This is a genomic window from Pseudarthrobacter sp. As-47 (genome assembly GCF_058215595.1).
In genome coordinates this window covers 2299625-2315401 of sequence record NZ_CM177088.1, presented here as the reverse complement: position 1 = coordinate 2315401, position 15777 = coordinate 2299625, and the positions used below count along the sequence as shown (strand labels likewise).

General features: G+C 66.7%; 13 protein-coding genes. 9 read left to right on the top strand and 4 right to left on the bottom strand.

Annotated elements, in window-relative coordinates:
* The first annotated feature begins 312 nt into the window (after nt 1-312).
* The 6 genes from leuS to holA all read left to right on the top strand — a co-directional run bounded on the left by leuS (nt 313) and on the right by holA (nt 8607).
* Entirely contained in the window at nt 313-2844 is a 2532-nt protein-coding gene (gene leuS / locus AC4BCK_RS10700; RefSeq protein ID WP_174174342.1) for a leucine--tRNA ligase, read from the top strand.
* Nucleotides 2845-2900: 56 nt separating this feature from the next.
* Nucleotides 2901-3884, top strand: coding sequence for a DegV family protein (locus tag AC4BCK_RS10695; protein ID WP_174174344.1), 984 nt, complete (start codon nt 2901-2903; stop codon nt 3882-3884).
* 195 nt (nt 3885-4079) lie between these two features.
* Nucleotides 4080-4460 carry a hypothetical protein gene (locus AC4BCK_RS10690; RefSeq protein WP_174174346.1) on the top strand — a complete coding sequence of 127 codons (381 nt, stop codon included), beginning with the start codon at nt 4080-4082 and terminating at the stop codon, nt 4458-4460.
* A 126-nt stretch (nt 4461-4586) separates the two neighbouring features.
* Nucleotides 4587-5513 carry a ComEA family DNA-binding protein gene (locus AC4BCK_RS10685; RefSeq protein WP_400512616.1) on the top strand — a complete coding sequence of 309 codons (927 nt, stop codon included), beginning with the start codon at nt 4587-4589 and terminating at the stop codon, nt 5511-5513.
* A 26-nt stretch (nt 5514-5539) separates the two neighbouring features.
* Nucleotides 5540-7657, top strand: a complete 2118-nt coding sequence (locus AC4BCK_RS10680) for a ComEC/Rec2 family competence protein (protein WP_490565910.1) — start codon at nt 5540-5542, stop codon at nt 7655-7657.
* Nucleotides 7591-8607: a DNA polymerase III subunit delta gene (gene holA / locus AC4BCK_RS10675; protein WP_174174354.1), complete on the top strand. Its 1017-nt coding sequence runs from the start codon at nt 7591-7593 to the stop codon at nt 8605-8607. Before AC4BCK_RS10680 ends, holA begins: the two co-directional genes overlap by 67 nt.
* A 188-nt stretch (nt 8608-8795) precedes the next feature.
* On the opposite strand, the gene rpsT is transcribed toward holA, so the two are convergent.
* Nucleotides 8796-9056 carry a 30S ribosomal protein S20 gene (rpsT, locus tag AC4BCK_RS10670; RefSeq protein WP_011692086.1) on the bottom strand — a complete coding sequence of 87 codons (261 nt, stop codon included), beginning with the start codon at nt 9054-9056 and terminating at the stop codon, nt 8796-8798.
* A gap of 169 nt (nt 9057-9225) precedes the next feature.
* Complete coding sequence (locus AC4BCK_RS10665) at nt 9226-9786, bottom strand: type II toxin-antitoxin system PemK/MazF family toxin (protein WP_310110797.1); 561 nt, start codon at nt 9784-9786, stop codon at nt 9226-9228.
* A gap of 179 nt (nt 9787-9965) precedes the next feature.
* Here AC4BCK_RS10665 and lepA point away from each other — a divergent pair, with 179 nt between their 5' ends.
* The gene (gene lepA, locus AC4BCK_RS10660; protein ID WP_174174358.1) at nt 9966-11819 is read left to right on the top strand and encodes a translation elongation factor 4; all 1854 of its coding nucleotides are present in this window, start codon (nt 9966-9968) and stop codon (nt 11817-11819) included.
* A 36-nt stretch (nt 11820-11855) separates the two neighbouring features.
* Entirely contained in the window at nt 11856-13085 is a 1230-nt protein-coding gene (gene hemW, locus AC4BCK_RS10655) for a radical SAM family heme chaperone HemW (protein ID WP_490565909.1), read from the top strand.
* 41 nt (nt 13086-13126) lie between these two features.
* Here hemW and AC4BCK_RS10650 read toward each other — a convergent pair whose 3' ends face one another.
* Nucleotides 13127-13546, bottom strand: a complete 420-nt coding sequence (locus AC4BCK_RS10650; protein ID WP_066275976.1) for a DUF4870 domain-containing protein — start codon at nt 13544-13546, stop codon at nt 13127-13129.
* Nucleotides 13547-13699: 153 nt separating this feature from the next.
* Nucleotides 13700-14548, bottom strand: a complete 849-nt coding sequence (locus AC4BCK_RS10645; protein ID WP_174174362.1) for a DUF3097 domain-containing protein — start codon at nt 14546-14548, stop codon at nt 13700-13702.
* 175 nt (nt 14549-14723) lie between these two features.
* Between AC4BCK_RS10645 and hrcA the strand changes: the two genes are divergently transcribed.
* Entirely contained in the window at nt 14724-15737 is a 1014-nt protein-coding gene (hrcA, locus tag AC4BCK_RS10640; RefSeq protein WP_174174364.1) for a heat-inducible transcriptional repressor HrcA, read from the top strand.
* The last annotated feature ends 40 nt before the right edge of the window (nt 15738-15777 follow it).

The window sequence follows — 15777 nt, the reverse complement described above, 5'->3', positions numbered from 1 at the left end:
TGCCCACCACACCCGGGCGAGGGGCCGCCTTCCTTGCGTTCGCTGTAGTCACCCTTATCCACGAACAGAGGGTCTTCGCTGCTGCTTCAGCCGCCCGTTTGCGACGGGAGACTTTGTGGGTGCGCTAAAGTGGTTGCATGCGTGCGATCCTTCTGCTTAGCCAGCCGCCCGGTATCCGAAACAACGGATAGCGTGCGGCAGCCCCTCCATGGCGAGGGGCTTTTGTGTGTCCGGGAGCATTTCCCGGTGGCAGCAGGGGGATCAGGCCGTTATGGCAGCACAGATGCCGTAACAGAACAGAAGAGGGCAGCAGTGGGCGTTCAGCCGGAGACAGAGACCGGAACAGCAGCAACAGTGTCAGCGGACGTGCCCGAGGAGGGCACCTACAGCTTCGCGGCGATGGAGGCCAAATGGCCGCAGGTGTGGGAAGACCTCAAGGTCTTCACGCCCCTCGACGACGGGTCACGCGAGCGCCGGTACGTGCTGGACATGTTCCCCTACCCGTCCGGCGACCTGCACATGGGCCACGCGGAAGCGTTCGCCATGGGCGACGTCGTAGCCCGCTACCTGCGCCAGAAGGGCTACGACGTCCTCCACCCGATCGGCTGGGACTCCTTTGGCCTGCCCGCCGAAAACGCCGCCATCAAGCGCAATGCCCACCCCAGCGAGTGGACCTACGCCAATATCGACACCCAGGCGGCTTCCTTCAAGCGCTACGCCATCTCTGCCGACTGGTCCCGGCGGCTGCACACCTCGGACCCCGAGTACTACCGCTGGACGCAGTGGCTGTTCAAGCGGTTCTACGAGCGCGGCCTGGCCTACCGGAAGAACTCCCCGGTCAACTGGTGCCCGAAGGACCAGACCGTCCTGGCCAACGAACAGGTTGTCAACGGGGCCTGCGAGCGGTGCGGCACCACCGTGACCAAGAAGTCCCTCAACCAGTGGTACTTCAAGATCACCGAGTACGCGGACCGGCTGCTCGATGACATGGAACAGCTGCGCGGGCATTGGCCGGAGCGCGTGCTGGCCATGCAGAAGAACTGGATCGGACGGTCCGAGGGCGCGCACGTCAACTTCGTGATCGAGGCCGACGGCGGCAAGCCCGCCAAGGAGGTCACGGTTTTCACCACCCGCCCGGACACCCTGTACGGCGCAACGTTCTTTGTCGTGGCCGCAGACGCACCGCTCGCCGTCGAGCTCGTCACCGACGAGCACGCCGCAGCCCTGGACGAATACCGCGAACAGGTCAAGGCGCTCACCGAAATCGAACGCCAGTCCACCGAACGCGAAAAGACCGGCGTCTTCACCGGCCGGTACGCCGTCAACCCCCTGAACGGCGAGAAGCTGCCGGTGTGGGCCGCGGACTACGTCCTCGCTGATTATGGCACCGGTGCCATCATGGCCGTCCCCGCCCACGACCAGCGCGACCTGGACTTCGCCCGGAAGTTCGACCTGCCCGTGCGGGCAGTCCTGGATACCGGCGAGGAAGACCCCGCCGCATCCGGCACCGCCACGGCAGGGGAGGGGACCCTGATTAACTCCGGCGACCTCGACGGCCTGCCCAAGTCCGAAGCCATCCCGGCCGCGATCGCCATGCTGGAGCAGCAGGGCACGGGCGAAAAGTTCGTCAACTTCCGGCTGCGGGACTGGCTGCTGAGCCGCCAGCGGTTCTGGGGTACCCCCATCCCGATCATCCACTGCCCGTCCTGCGGCGAGGTTCCCGTCCCGGACGAGCAGCTGCCCGTCACCCTGCCGTCCGACCTGCGCGGCGAGGACCTCTCGCCGAAGGGCACCTCGCCCCTGGCCGCGGCCGAGGCCTGGGTCAACGTCGAGTGCCCCACCTGCCACGGCCCGGCCAAACGCGACACGGACACCATGGACACCTTTGTGGACTCGTCCTGGTACTTCCTGCGCTTTGTCTCGCCGCACTACACCGAGGGCCCCTTCGACCCGCAGAAGATCAACGATTGGATGCCGGTGGGCCAGTACGTGGGCGGCGTGGAACATGCCATCCTGCACCTGCTGTACGCCCGGTTCTTCACCAAGGTCATCAACGACCTCGGCCTGATCGAGGCCAACGAGCCCTTCACGGCACTGCTCAACCAGGGCCAGGTCCTCAACGGTGGCAAGGCGATGAGCAAGTCGCTGGGCAATGGAGTGGATCTCGGTGAGCAGCTGGACAAGTACGGCGTGGACGCCGTGCGCCTGACCATGATCTTTGCCTCCCCGCCGGAGGACGACGTCGACTGGGCGGACGTCTCGCCGTCGGGCTCTGCAAAGTTCCTGGCCCGCGCCTGGCGCCTCGCCCAGGACGTGGCAAGCGAACCCGGCGTCGACGTGACCACGGGCGACCGCGCCCTGCGATCCGTCACGCACCGGACCATTGCCGACGCCGCCGAACTCCTGGACGCCAACAAGTTCAACGTGGTGGTGGCCAAGCTGATGGAACTGGTCAACGCCACCCGCAAGACGATCAACTCAGCTCCCGGCGCCGGAACGGACCCTGCGGTCCGTGAGGCGGCCGAGGCGGTTGCCGTGATCCTGAGCCTGTTCGCCCCCTACACGGCTGAGGACATGTGGAACGTGCTGGGGCACCCCGCCTCGGTGGCCAATGCGGGCTGGCCGGCCCACGATAAGTCCCTGCTGGTGCAGGACACCGTCACCGCCGTCGTCCAGGTTCAGGGCAAGGTGCGTGACAGGCTGGAAGTTCCCCCCTCCGTGACCGAGGACGAGCTCCGGGAGCTGGCGCTGGCCTCCGGGAATGTCCAGCGAGCCCTTGACGGCCGCGGCATCCGCACCATCATTGTCCGCGCCCCTAAACTGGTCAACATCGTCCCGGCCTAGGCCGGACCGGGCCGCCGGTATCCTCCGGCGGCCCGCTGTGACCCCAGGAGGCCCCCTTGCCCGACCGTGACGCCGCCTGGCCTTGGGTCCGTGCACGCCTGCCGGCACGCCGCCGCGGGCAGGAAGCCCCCGCAACCCAGGCTGCCGCCGTCGTACGCACTGCCGTGGTGACCGACTCCGCGGCGGCGCTGCCGGCCGACTGGACTGCAGGACTCAGCGGTGACGGCCGGCTGACCGTGATACCGATGCCCGTGATGGTGGGGGATGAGATCTACGGTGAAGGCGAAGACGACATCTCCGAGACCATTGCCCTGGCGCTGGCGAGCGGAACGCCAGTGAAGACCTCGCGGCCGTCACCCGGCCAGTTCGAGCAGGCCTACCGCTCGGCCCAGCAACGCGGTTTCGAGGCGGTGGTGTCTGTCCACATTTCCGGTGAACTGTCGGGGACGGCGGATGCGGCCAGGCTTGCAGCGGCCCGTGTCGGTATCCCGGTGGAGGTGGTGGATTCCCGGACGGTCGGGATGGCCCTGGGCATGGCGGTCCAGGCGGGTGTCCGGGCAGCTGCCGACGGCGGCGACGCGGCCTCTGTTGCCGCTGCCGCGGCCGACCAGGCAGCGCGGACCAAAGTGTATTTCTACGTTCCCAGCCTGGAGCAGCTGCGCCGCGGGGGACGGATAGGTCCCGCTGCCTCCCTGCTGGGAACGATGCTGGCCATCAAGCCCATCCTGGCAGTGGACGGGGGGAAGATCGTTCCGCTGGAGAAGGTGCGGTCGGCTGCAAAGGCTGTTGCCCGCCTGGAAGAGATTGTTGCCGCCGATGCCGGCGGCCGTCCGGCCCCTGCCGTCCGACTCGCAGTCCACCACTTTGGCAACCCTGACGAGGCCAAAGGCCTGGCCGAACGGTTGGCCCGCGCTTTGCCGCAGTGCCCTCCGGCCCAGGCCAGCTCCCTCCCCGCTGTACTGGCTGCCCACGCAGGGCTTGGGGTGCTCGCTGTCATTGTGGGGGAGGAACCGGCAGCAACCGGAAGTTTGTCCACTTAGCGGATACCGGCCCGGCGGCTGGCTGCGCCCGCCTTGCTGAAGAGGTCTGGGGCGCAGCCTCGGCAAGAGCTCCGGTGAAGCGCTGCACTGCCTGGTCCAGCGTTTCCTCCAGGACGGATGCCTCTCACACCTCTCACATGGCCTGTGGAAATACGGTACGGCGTCTCCGTGGGGAACTTCCATTAGGCTCTGAACATGGAGGTTCGGGACTCGCCGGGAAATTCGACCGTGGACATCAACCAGGAGCTGAGCCAGCGGCGCGGCTGGATTCTGACAATCGCCGTCGGGTTCGCTTTCTACATCCTGGGTTTTGTTATCGGAATGAAGACAGTGGGGCCGCTGTGCGGCAGCCCGCTGCTTCCGCAAAGCAGTGCTGCTGAAGAGGCCGACATCCAGATGCGGACCACCGGGCTGGCGGCGGAGTGCTACCGGAACATCGATGCCGCTTCTGTACCGGTGTGGATCTTGATGGCGCTCGGAATTGGCCTGGTCCTGACAGGAGTCGCTGTCAGGATCGTGGGTATCCGCCGGTCATTTGCCCGATCCGGGACGTTGACCGGAGCTGCACAGGATTAGGCAGACTGCATGGCTTTCCGTCCAGCGCGGGTGGCGATCCCATGCGGCACTCTTGAGGCGGGGATGCTTTCCACATAACAGGCGTTTGCCCTGTTGCCTCAACCCGGCGTTCCCTAGCGTGAAGTTATGTCACGCCGGGACGCTGGAACAGCAGGCCATGCGGCGCGCCATGCCAGGACCCGGCTGCAGGCAGCCCTCGGCGAGGCGCCGTCCGGCCTGTTGCTGGAGACCGTTGGGAATCAGATCTTCGAGTACAAGGGCTCCGGGGGCCACGAACCGGACGCCTCCCATGTGGTGACGGCCGGTGAAAACGGACAGGATCCAGATCCGGCGTCCACTGCGCTGGGACCGGCATTCCGTTGGCGGTTGGGCACCCGCCTCGCGGTTCTTCTCGGTGTCCTTGGCGTGGCTGCCGCAGCGTGGTTCTGGTGGCAGGCGGCAGCGAGCCAGCCGGAAATCCTCCCCCTCAGCGGTGTCAGCCCGGGCACCCCTGCGGCCGGCCCCTCAGCCGAGGCTGCTGCCACGGGAGATGAGGGGACCGGTGGCAGCGGGCCGGACATCGGGGACCCGAAGGCTGAAGCCGCCGCTGCGGTGGTGGTCCACGTGGCCGGCGCGGTGACCAGCCCCGGAGTGGTTCGGCTGCCGGCGGGAAGCCGCGTGCACGAGGCCATCACGGCCGCCGGAGGCGCAGTCCCCGGCGCGGACCTTGACCGGCTGAACCTGGCCGTCATGGTGGAGGACGGCCAAAAGATCCACGTGCCGCGGGCAGGCGAGGCGTTACCTGCAGGAGGTACTGGTGGCGGAGGTCCGCAACCCGGCGGCGGTGTGGCCGATGCCGGCAACACCGGAAACGCTGCGGGAGGGAAAATCAACCTCAACACGGCCAGTATGGAGGAACTGGATACGTTGCCGAAAGTCGGACCCGTGCTTGCCCAACGCATCGTGGACTGGCGCACAGAGCATGGGGCTTTCAAGAGCGTCGAGGAGCTGGACGCAGTGGACGGCGTCGGTCCCAAGATGCTTGAGGCATTGTTGCCGCTGGTGACGGTATGAGGTGTCCCGGGTGAGGGCGGTATCTGATGGGTAGCCGCAGGGAGAAGCCGCCGACGAGCCCCTGGCAGAGGTATGTGGAGTCTGCAGTCAGGGCACCTGCAGCCGTGCCGGGACACGCGGGCAGCACCGCGTCCACCGAAGGCAGCGCACCGCACGGCGGGAACAGGACGGCTGAGGGCCGCGGGAAAGAGCCAGGACGGCGGCTGGATCTCGAACGTCCGGCCACCTTCCGGCGCCGGCTCCAGGAGCAATGGGGCGGGATGTGGGATTCAGCCTGGCAGGGAGCGGGGACGGAGGCCGTAGGGAACGGCGCGGCCCCCGGCAGCGGGGCGCCACGCCGCCGCACTGACGTTCGCCTCGCCGTTCCGGCGGTGGCAGTGTGGGCAGCCTCCATCGCCGGGCTCTGGCTGCACCCGGTGGCCCTGGCGGTACTCTGTTGTGCTTTTGCTGCTGCGGGAACGCTCTTGATCTGCCGGAGCAGGCATCTCTTCCCACCTGGCAAACTCCGCTGCACGGCACTCGGGAGAGAACGCCCGCCCGCCCGGCGCAGTTTCCTGTCCACCAGCGCGGCAGCACTCTTCCTGGCAGCGGCCGCGGCTGCCCACTCGGCCGCGGGAGCAAGCCAGCGGTTCGAGGGGCCCCTGGCGGAGGCTGTTGCGGCGGGGAAATCAGTAGTGGCCGTCGTCGAAGTGGCCGGGAACCCCCGTGCGCTCACAGCACCAGGCCAGGCGGGAACGCCGGAACGCTGGTCAGTGCCGGTCTGGACCCGCGAGGTCAGCACCGGGGGCGTCGTGCTCCGGACCAGGGCTCAGCTCGTGGTGACGGGCGGCGGGGACTGGGGCACTGCGGTGACCGGGCAGCTGGTCCGCGCAACGGGAAAGCTTCGGCCACCAGAGCAGGGAACCCGGGAAGCGGGGATCCTCACAGCCTCCTCAGGCCCAGGCCCGGCTACCGGGGTGCCAATCCTGGAGGGATCGGCCAAGGAACTGCGGGAACAGTTCGTGGCCGCGTCCTCCTTCCTCGCCCCCGATCCCCGCGGCCTGCTGCCGGGCATGGTCACCGGAGATACCACAGCGCTGGACGAGGGCCTGGAGACTGCCATGAAGGCGGTGGGCATGACGCACCTGACGGCCGTCAGCGGCGCCAACTGCAGCCTGGTCATTGGGGCCCTGCTGCTGGCCTGCCGGAGCCTGCGCCTGCCACGCCTTGCCGCCGCTGCCCTGGCCGGTGCCGGCCTCTGGCTCTTTGTGCTCCTCGTGGGGCCGGACGCGAGCGTTTTGCGGGCAGCCCTCATGGGCGCAGTGGCTGTCGTATCGCTTGCAAGTGGGCGGTCCGGACGCGGCCTCAGTTTCCTGTGCCTGGCGGTGATCGGCCTGCTGCTGACGGAACCCGGACTGGGATCCAGTTTTGGATTCATCCTGTCCGTTCTGGCAACCCTGGGAATCATTGTCCTTGGCCGGCGCATCATCGATTGGACGCCGGGGTTCGTTCCACGCTGGGCGGCTGCGGCGGTGGCCGTCCCGTTGTCGGCGCAGCTGCTGTGCGGTCCCGTGATCGTGCTCCTGCAACCCCAGTTTTCTACTTACTCGCTGCTGGCCAATGTCATTGCCTCACCCCTGGTGGCCCCTGTGACACTGCTGGGGACGGCAGCTGTTCCACTGATGGTTCTTGCCCCGTGGGCGGCAACGGCCCTCATCGCGGTGGCCGGAACGTTCAGTGCCGGCGTCGCCGCCACGGCAAGGTTCACGTCCCAGCTCCCGGGAGCATCGCTGCCCTGGCCGGAAGGCATTCACGGGCTGCTGACCATGCTGTTCCTGTCTGTTCTGACGTATGGAACCGTCTGGGCTTGTGCCCGGCCCCGCCAGGCCTGCCGGCTTGTACTGTCCTGCCACCGGCGTCTCGTTTCGCTTATCGAAGTCATGGAGACGTGGTCAGTCCTGACGCTCCACCGCCACGGCTTTCGGCAGGGGCCCCGATCGAAGCGGAAGCCGGCGCGGAGGCCCGCTCCCGGCTTGGAGCGGGGAGCGGGACGTGGCAGGCTGGGATACTCCACAAATCTTTCCGGAAGGAACCCACGATGGCCGCTGCGCAGAAGCGAGCAACCCGTTCCCCGGCATCAAACGCTGCCACCTGGCGGGACGTAACACCCGCAGCGGTGGTGCTGGTCAGCGGTCCGGAAGAGTACCTGGGCATCAGGGCCATGGACCGCGTCCGCGCGCAGGTGCGGGCTGCAGCCCCGGACGTTGAGGTCAGCCGCATCAACGCGGCTGCCTATGAGCCGGGCACCCTGCTGATGCAGGTGAGCCCCTCGCTCTTCGGGGAGAGCAAGCTCATTGAGGTGGAGGCCGTCGAGGCCATGAACGACGCTTTCCTCGCCGATGCGCTCCGGTACGTGGAACACACGGAACCCGATGCCGTCCTGGTTCTCCGGCACGGCGGGGGAGTCAGGGGGAAGAAGCTCCTGGACGCCGTAAAGAAGGGCGGCTGGCCCGTGGTGGACTGCCAGCCCCTCAAGAAGGACGCAGACAAGGTGGCCTTTGTGGCGGCCGAATTCAAGGCCGGCGGCCGCCGTATTGAGCAGGACGCCGTCCAGGCGCTGGTCAACGCGGTGGGAGCCAACCTTTCTGAACTTGCCGCCGCGTGCAGCCAGCTCATCGCGGATGCAGGAACCACCGTCACCTCGGAGGTTGTGGACCGCTACTACGGCGGCCGTATCGAGGCGACAGCTTTCAAGGTGGCTGATGCTGCCATGGCGGGCAATGCTCCCTTGGCCCTGTCCACGCTCCGCCATGCCCTCGCCACGGGAGCGGATCCCGTACCGCTGGTGGCAGCGCTGGCCGCAAAGCTTCGAACGGTTGCGAGGGTTGCCGGCGCATCCGGATCCTCCGCCCAGATAGCCGCGGAGCTTGGCATGCAGCCCTGGCTGGTTGAGCAGGCGCAACGGGATGTCAGGCGATGGACGCCGGAGGGGCTTGTCCGGTCCATCCAGGCCACCGCCGAAGCCGACGCGCAGGTCAAAGGCCTCTCCCGCGACCCCGTCTACGCGGTGGAGCACGCGGTCACGGTCATCGCCATGTCCGTCCAGGGCCGCTGACCTTTCAGCAGGCCTGCGGGATCCCCTGCTCGGGCGCCTGTCCGCGAAGGTCCTCAGGCTTGCGCGCACCTGTAAGGCTCTGATCCGCGCACCAGCCCAGGATTTAGGGGCGGGGGCTGCGCTTAAAGATGTGTGGCCGGCACCCGAGGGTGCCGGCCACAACCATCAGTTCAAGCGAACTGGAAACCTTACAGTGCGTTGACCTTCTTGGAGATCGCCGACTTGCGGTTTGCTGCGTTGTTCTTGTGCAGAACACCCTTGCTGACAGCCTTGTCCAGCTTGCGGCTGGCAGCTACCAGGGCAGCAGCAGCTGCATCCTTGTCCGTGGACTCAACGGCGGTGTTGACGGCGCGGATGGCCGTCTTCAGCTCGGACTTGACTGCGTTGTTGCGCAGGCGTGCCTTCTCGTTGGTGAGGATGCGCTTCTTCTGGGACTTGATATTCGCCACGTGTGAACTCTCTTTTTAATGCGGAAATGGTCTAGAGGGCTTTCAAGCTGGCCATTGACTGAGCGGCGTGGGGATACCTATGGCGGCCAACCATCAGTGGCCGTCGACCTGCACGGACACACAGCTATAAAGAGTAGCAGGTCAGCGGCAGCTCTTGCCATTCCAGGGCTTAGGCCCAGCCGTGTCGCCGGCGCAGGGAGGAGGCCACCCGATCGAACCGGTTACGGTCCAGCACGGCACCCTCCCGCCGGATGCCGTCCGGGCGGAGCTGGAGGACGCGGTCCAGCCGGGCCTCGCTGGGCCGGCCCTGCCGGTCCCAGCCGCCAACTCCGATGTCCACGTAATCCGCTGATGCCGCAGAATCGGGAACACGGTCCCTGCTGGTCAGCATCAGTCCGAGCAGGTAGCGGCCGTTGCGGCCCACCAGCAGCACAGGACGGTCCTTCCCGCGGCTGTGGTCTTCCTCGTACGGCACCCACGCCCACACCACTTCCCCGGGATCCGGTTCACCATCCGGCCTGGCCGCATACCGGATAGTGAATTTCCCGTGGAAGTCCCCGGGGTAGCCAGCAGCGGCGTTTGACCTGCCCTGGACCTGCCCGTCGCCGGAAGCCGGTCCAGGCCGGCCCGGGGTGCGGCGGCCGGCTGCCCCTGCAGCGCTTCGCACCTTGTGGAGTGTTCGCAGGCCCGTCCTGACCGCGTCCTGCAGTGATCGGAGATTGAAAACCATCCAGCCACCCTATAGCGGCCTCCCGCGCGGAGGAATGCTGGCGGGAACTCCCTTTAGGATGCGGTGCGGCAGGCCTTGACGTGGGACACTGGAGGTTGAAAATGTGCGGCCAGCCCGCGGGCCGCCCACGGCGCGCCCAGGCGGATGGCCGTGTGAATGCCAAGAGTAAGGACCCCTGCGTGTCTCCCATGGCCCGCACCGCACCGGTGCCCGCCGCGACAGATCCGGCCATTATTCGGAATTTCTGTATCATCGCGCACATTGACCACGGTAAGTCCACACTGGCCGACCGGATGCTGCAGTTCACCGGCGTGGTCCAGTCCCGGGACATGAAGGCCCAGTACCTGGACCGGATGGACATTGAGCGCGAGCGCGGCATCACCATCAAGTCCCAGGCGGTCCGCATGCCGTGGGAACTCGACGGCACCAGCTACGCGCTGAACATGATCGATACACCCGGACACGTTGACTTCACGTATGAGGTCTCCCGCTCCCTCGCGGCATGTGAAGGGGCGATCCTCCTCGTGGACGCTGCCCAGGGCATCGAGGCCCAGACCCTCGCCAACCTGTACCTGGCCATGGAAAACAACCTCACGATCATCCCCGTCCTGAACAAGATCGACCTCCCGGCAGCGCAGCCGGAGAAGTACGCGGCGGAGCTGGCCAGCCTGATCGGCGGAGACCCGGAGGACGTCCTGCGCGTTTCGGGCAAGACCGGCATGGGCGTGGAGGCGCTGCTGGACAAGATCGTCCGCGACCTGCCGGCTCCCCAGGGCGACGCCAATGCCCCTGCGCGCGCCATGATCTTCGACTCGGTGTATGACACCTACCGCGGCGTGGTCACCTATGTCAGGGTGGTGGACGGCATGCTGCACCCGCGCGAACGCATCCAGATGATGTCCACCCGGGCCACGCACGAACTCCTTGAGATCGGGGTGAGCTCCCCGGAACCAACCCCCTCCAAGGGCCTGGGCGTCGGAGAAGTGGGCTACCTCATCACGGGTGTGAAGGATGTCCGCCTGTCCAAGGTGGGCGACACCGTGACCAACCTTGCCAAGCCTGCCGCGGACTCGCTTCCCGGCTATGCGGATGCCAAGCCCATGGTCTTCTCCGGTCTGTACCCGCTGGACGGCACGGACTACCCGGTGCTGCGCGATGCGCTGGAGAAGCTGATGCTCAACGACGCCGCCCTGGTCTACGAGCCCGAAACGTCCGCCGCCCTTGGCTTCGGCTTCCGTGTTGGCTTCCTGGGCCTGCTCCACCTTGAAATCACGCGCGAGCGGCTGGAGCGCGAGTACAACCTGGACCTGATCTCCACCGCCCCCAACGTGGAATACGAGGTCACGCTGGAGGACAAGAAAGTGGTCCACGTGACCAACCCCAGCGAATACCCCTCCGGCAAAATCTCCGAGGTCCGTGAGCCAATGGTGGCCGCCACCATCCTGGCCCCGAACGAATTCGTCGGAGCCATCATGGAGCTCTGCCAGAGCCGCCGCGGTGTGATGGGCGGCATGGACTACCTGTCCGAGGACCGGGTGGAAATCCGGTACCGCCTTCCACTGGCCGAGATCGTGTTCGACTTCTTCGACATCCTGAAGTCCAAGACCCGCGGCTACGGTTCCCTGGACTGGAAGGCCGACGGCGACCAGGTGGCCGACCTTGTCAAGGTGGACATCATGCTCCAGGGCGAGCAGGTTGATGCCTTCTCCGCCATCACCCACCGCGACAAGGCCTACGCGTACGGCGTCATGATGACCACCAAGCTGCGCGAGCTCATTCCCCGCCAGCAGTTCGAGGTGCCCATCCAGGCGGCCATCGGCTCCAGGATCATCGCCCGCGAAAGCATCCGCGCCATCCGCAAGGACGTCCTGGCCAAGTGCTACGGCGGTGACATCTCCCGTAAGCGCAAACTGCTGGAAAAGCAGAAGGAAGGCAAGAAGCGCATGAAGATGGTGGGCCGCGTCGAAGTCCCCCAGGAAGCCTTCATCGCTGCGCTCACCACAGACGAGTCCAAGGACAAGGCCAGGAAGTAGTGGTTACAGCGGCCGGCAGTGCAGGAGGACCCTGCAGTGCCTAGCGTTCTTCCCCTGGGCGACCCGGCGCCGTCGGACGGTCTGCTGCCCCGCCAGGCAGCCGACGGTGCGGCGGACCGGGCATTCGGGCTCTATGTTCACATCCCGTTCTGCGCCGTCCGCTGCGGCTACTGCGACTTCAACACCTATACCGCCACGGAGCTCGGTGGCGGCGCCTCGCAGGATGCCTATGCCGCCACCGCGGCCTCGGAAGTGTCCCTGGCGGCCAGCATCCTTGCAGAATCCGGCCTCCCCGCGCGGCCGCTCAGCACAGTGTTCTTCGGAGGCGGCACGCCAACCCTGCTCCCCGCGGAGGACCTGGCCCTGATCCTGGGGCGCGCCATCGACCAGTGGGGCATCGAGGACGGCGCCGAGGTCACTACGGAGGCCAACCCGGACTCGGTCACCCCGGAATCCCTTGCCGTCCTGAAGGAGGCCGGGTTCACCCGGATTTCGTTCGGCATGCAGTCAGCCGTTCCGCACGTCCTCAAGGTCCTTGACCGGACCCACACGCCCAGCCGCGTGCCGCAGGTAGTGCAGTGGGCCCGGGACGCCGGGCTGGCCGTCAGCCTGGACCTCATCTACGGCACGCCGGGGGAGTCGCTGGACGATTGGCGGTACTCGCTCGAGACCGCCCTGTCCTACCAGCCGGACCACATCAGCGCTTACGCGCTGATTATCGAGGACGGGACCAAGCTCGCGGCACAGATCCGCCGTGGTGAAGTTCCGGGGATCGACGACGACGACCACGCCGACAAGTACGAGCTCGCCGATGAATTGATCACCAAAGCAGGCCTTGCCTGGTACGAGGTCAGCAACTGGGCCCGCACGCCCGGACAGGCCTGCCGCCACAACCTCGCCTACTGGCGCGGCGACGACTGGTGGGGGATCGGGCCCGGAGCCCACTCGCACGTGGGCGGTGTCCGCTGGTGGAACGTCAAGCACCCCACTGCCTACGCCGGACGCCTTGCACAAGGAATGTCACCGGCGGCGGGGAGGGAAACCCTGGATTCGGAAACCCGGAATATGGAGCGGGTGATGCTTGAGGTCCGCCTCCACTCCGGCCTCGAGATCGCTTCGCTCGGCGCCACAGGGCGGCGCGAGGTCGCCGGGCTGATCGCGGAGGAACTGGTGGATCCTGCCGCCGCTTTCGCGGGATGGCTGGTCCTCACGCTGAAGGGCAGGCTGCTGGCGGACGCGGTGGTGCGCCGGGTCCTGCCGGACTAGCAGTTTGTAGGCCGGGAACCGGTGCCGGGAGCCGGCGGGGACTACTTGATCCAGCGCAGGTTGTACGGGTAGCGGTGCGGCTGGCCCTTGTTGACATGGATGCCGGCTGCCACGGAGAAGCAGGTCAAGGCGATCCAGATGAGGGTGGCAATCACGGCAAAAATGTTGCCGACCACCGGAACAAACACCAGGATGTTCGCCACCACAGCAGCGATGGTGGGCGGCAGGCTGAAGTTGAGCGCTTCCTTGGACTCCTGCGCCGTGAAAGGGCCCCGGTCCCGGAAAATCAGGTAGATCAGCAGAGCCGGAACGCAGCCCAGGATTCCGCCGAAATGGGCCATGGTGGCCCACTGCCGGTCCTCGCTGGCTGTCAGGGGCAGCGCATTCGCCGGAACGCCATGGTATTCCGAACGGCCCTGGCCGCCCTGGGTGTCCCTGTGATCGCGTGCGTTTTCTGCCACAGTCTGTTCCTTCTGAAAGTGCAATGGAGATGGCTAAGAGTGCATAGAGGTTGCGCCAGCCTGCAACTACCGCAGGTTCCGCACTACCAAGAATACTGGCTGGACGCCCAGAAGTTGCCTTGGGCTCCAGGCGCAGCGGCAACGGGGTACCTGTCAGGGAACCGTGAGGAAATCAATGACTTCCTCTACCCTCCCCAGCAGGGAGGCTTCCAGGTCCGCGTAGGTGCGGACCGCACCCAGCAGCTTCTGCCACCCGAGACCGATGTCCTCCTTGGTGGCATGGGGCCAGCCGAACGCGGCGAGGATACCGGTCTTCCAGTCCTGCCCGCGCGGCACCACAGGCCATTTTTCGATGCCCAGGACAGCCGGCCGGATCGCCTGCCAGACGTCCACATAGGGGTGGCCTACGATCAGCACGTTCCCGGCAGCACCCGGCGAGGCCATGACGGCGTCCGCGATGCGCGATTCCTTGGAGTCCGGCACCAGGTGGTCCACCAAAACTCCGAGGCGCCGGCCCGGTCCGGGCCTGAACTCGGCTACCGCGCCGGCAAGGTCGTCGATGCCGTGGAGGGGTTCGACGACGATGCCTTCCACCCGAAGGTCGTCTCCCCAGACCTTTTCCACCAGTTCGGCGTCGTGCTTTCCCTCAACCCAGATCCGGCTGGCCTTGGCGACCTGCGCCCGCTGGCTGGCCACCCGGACCGAACCCGAGGCTGTCCGGCCGGCTGCAGCGGCGGGAGCTTGGCGGGGCGCCGGCGGGAGGAGCTTGATAGCCTGCCCTTCGAGGAGGAAGCCGAACCCCAGGCGGAAAGACCTGGACTTGCCGCGCCTGTCCTCGAGTGCCACCACATGCATGCCGCCGGACTTCTCCACGCGGGTCACGGCGCCCACCCAGCCGGACTGGACGTCCTCCAGCACCATTCCGCGCTCAACAGGCACTTCAGGCAGGGCAGCCCTGGACGGAGCGGACATGTCCTGGGGTCCCCAGTTCTGGTAATGCATTGATTCACTCCGCCTAGCGCTCGATCACAGGTCCGGAATTTCGCCCGGAGCGGTACCAATGCTAGCAACGGGCAGAGGCATAATAGACTGTTAGCACTTGGGCATGTCGAGTGCTAAACGATGGGCGGCACAGCGCGGGCGGCGCTGCCGCCCCAACCCTGGATGGAGGTGGAGTGTGAGCGAGCCACGCAAACTTGAAGTACTCCGTGCCATCGTGGAGGACTACGTCCATTCCCGCGAACCCGTGGGATCCAAAGCCCTGGTGGAGCGCCATCATCTCGGTGTGTCCAGCGCAACCATCAGGAATGACATGGCAGCACTGGAGGAAGAGGGCCTGATCACGGCCCCGCACACCAGCGCCGGGCGGATTCCGACAGATAAGGGATACCGGCTCTTCGTGGACCAGATCTCTGCCGTCAAGCCGCTCTCCCCGGCGGAGCGCCGCGCCATCCAGTCCCTGCTGGAAGGATCGGACGACCTGGACGATGTCCTGGACCGCACTGTCCGGCTCCTGTCCCAGCTGACCAACCAGGTTGCCGTGGTCCAGTACCCTCACTTGAGCAGGGCCCTGGTCCGGCATATCGAATTTGTCCTCCTCGCCCCGCGAAAGGTGCTGGTGGTGTTGATCGCCAACAGCGGCAAGGTGGAGCAGCGCGTTATCGACGTCGGCCAGGACCTGGGGGATGACGCCTTGGCGGGCCTGCGGGCACGCTTCCTCGGATCGCTTGCCGGAACGCCGCTGAGCCAGCTCTCCCAGTCCCTGCCTGCCGTGGTGGCCACGGCTGCCCCGGGGCAAAGGCAGGCGGCGCAGGCCCTCGCTATCGGCCTGGAAGCCCTGGCGCAGAGCAGCCGCGAGGAACGCATGGTCATGGCCGGCACAGCGAATTTGGCGCGGTCCAACGTGGACTTCCCACTGAGCATCGGCCCGGTGCTGGAAGCCCTGGAGGAGCAGGTGGTCATGCTCCGCCTGCTGAGCGAGATGGCGCAGGACCACCGCGGAGTGGCTGTCAGCATCGGCCGCGAGAATCCCTACGACGGACTGGCCGAGGCATCGGTGGTGGCCACCGGCTACGGCCCGGACAGCGCAGCAAAGATCGGCATTCTGGGACCAACACGCATGGACTATCCCACCACCATGGCCGCGGTCAGGGCCGTCGCCCGCTACCTTTCCCGGATCCTGGGCCCCTGAGGCCCGGCCGGGACCACTGGACACCCACAGCATTTCCAGC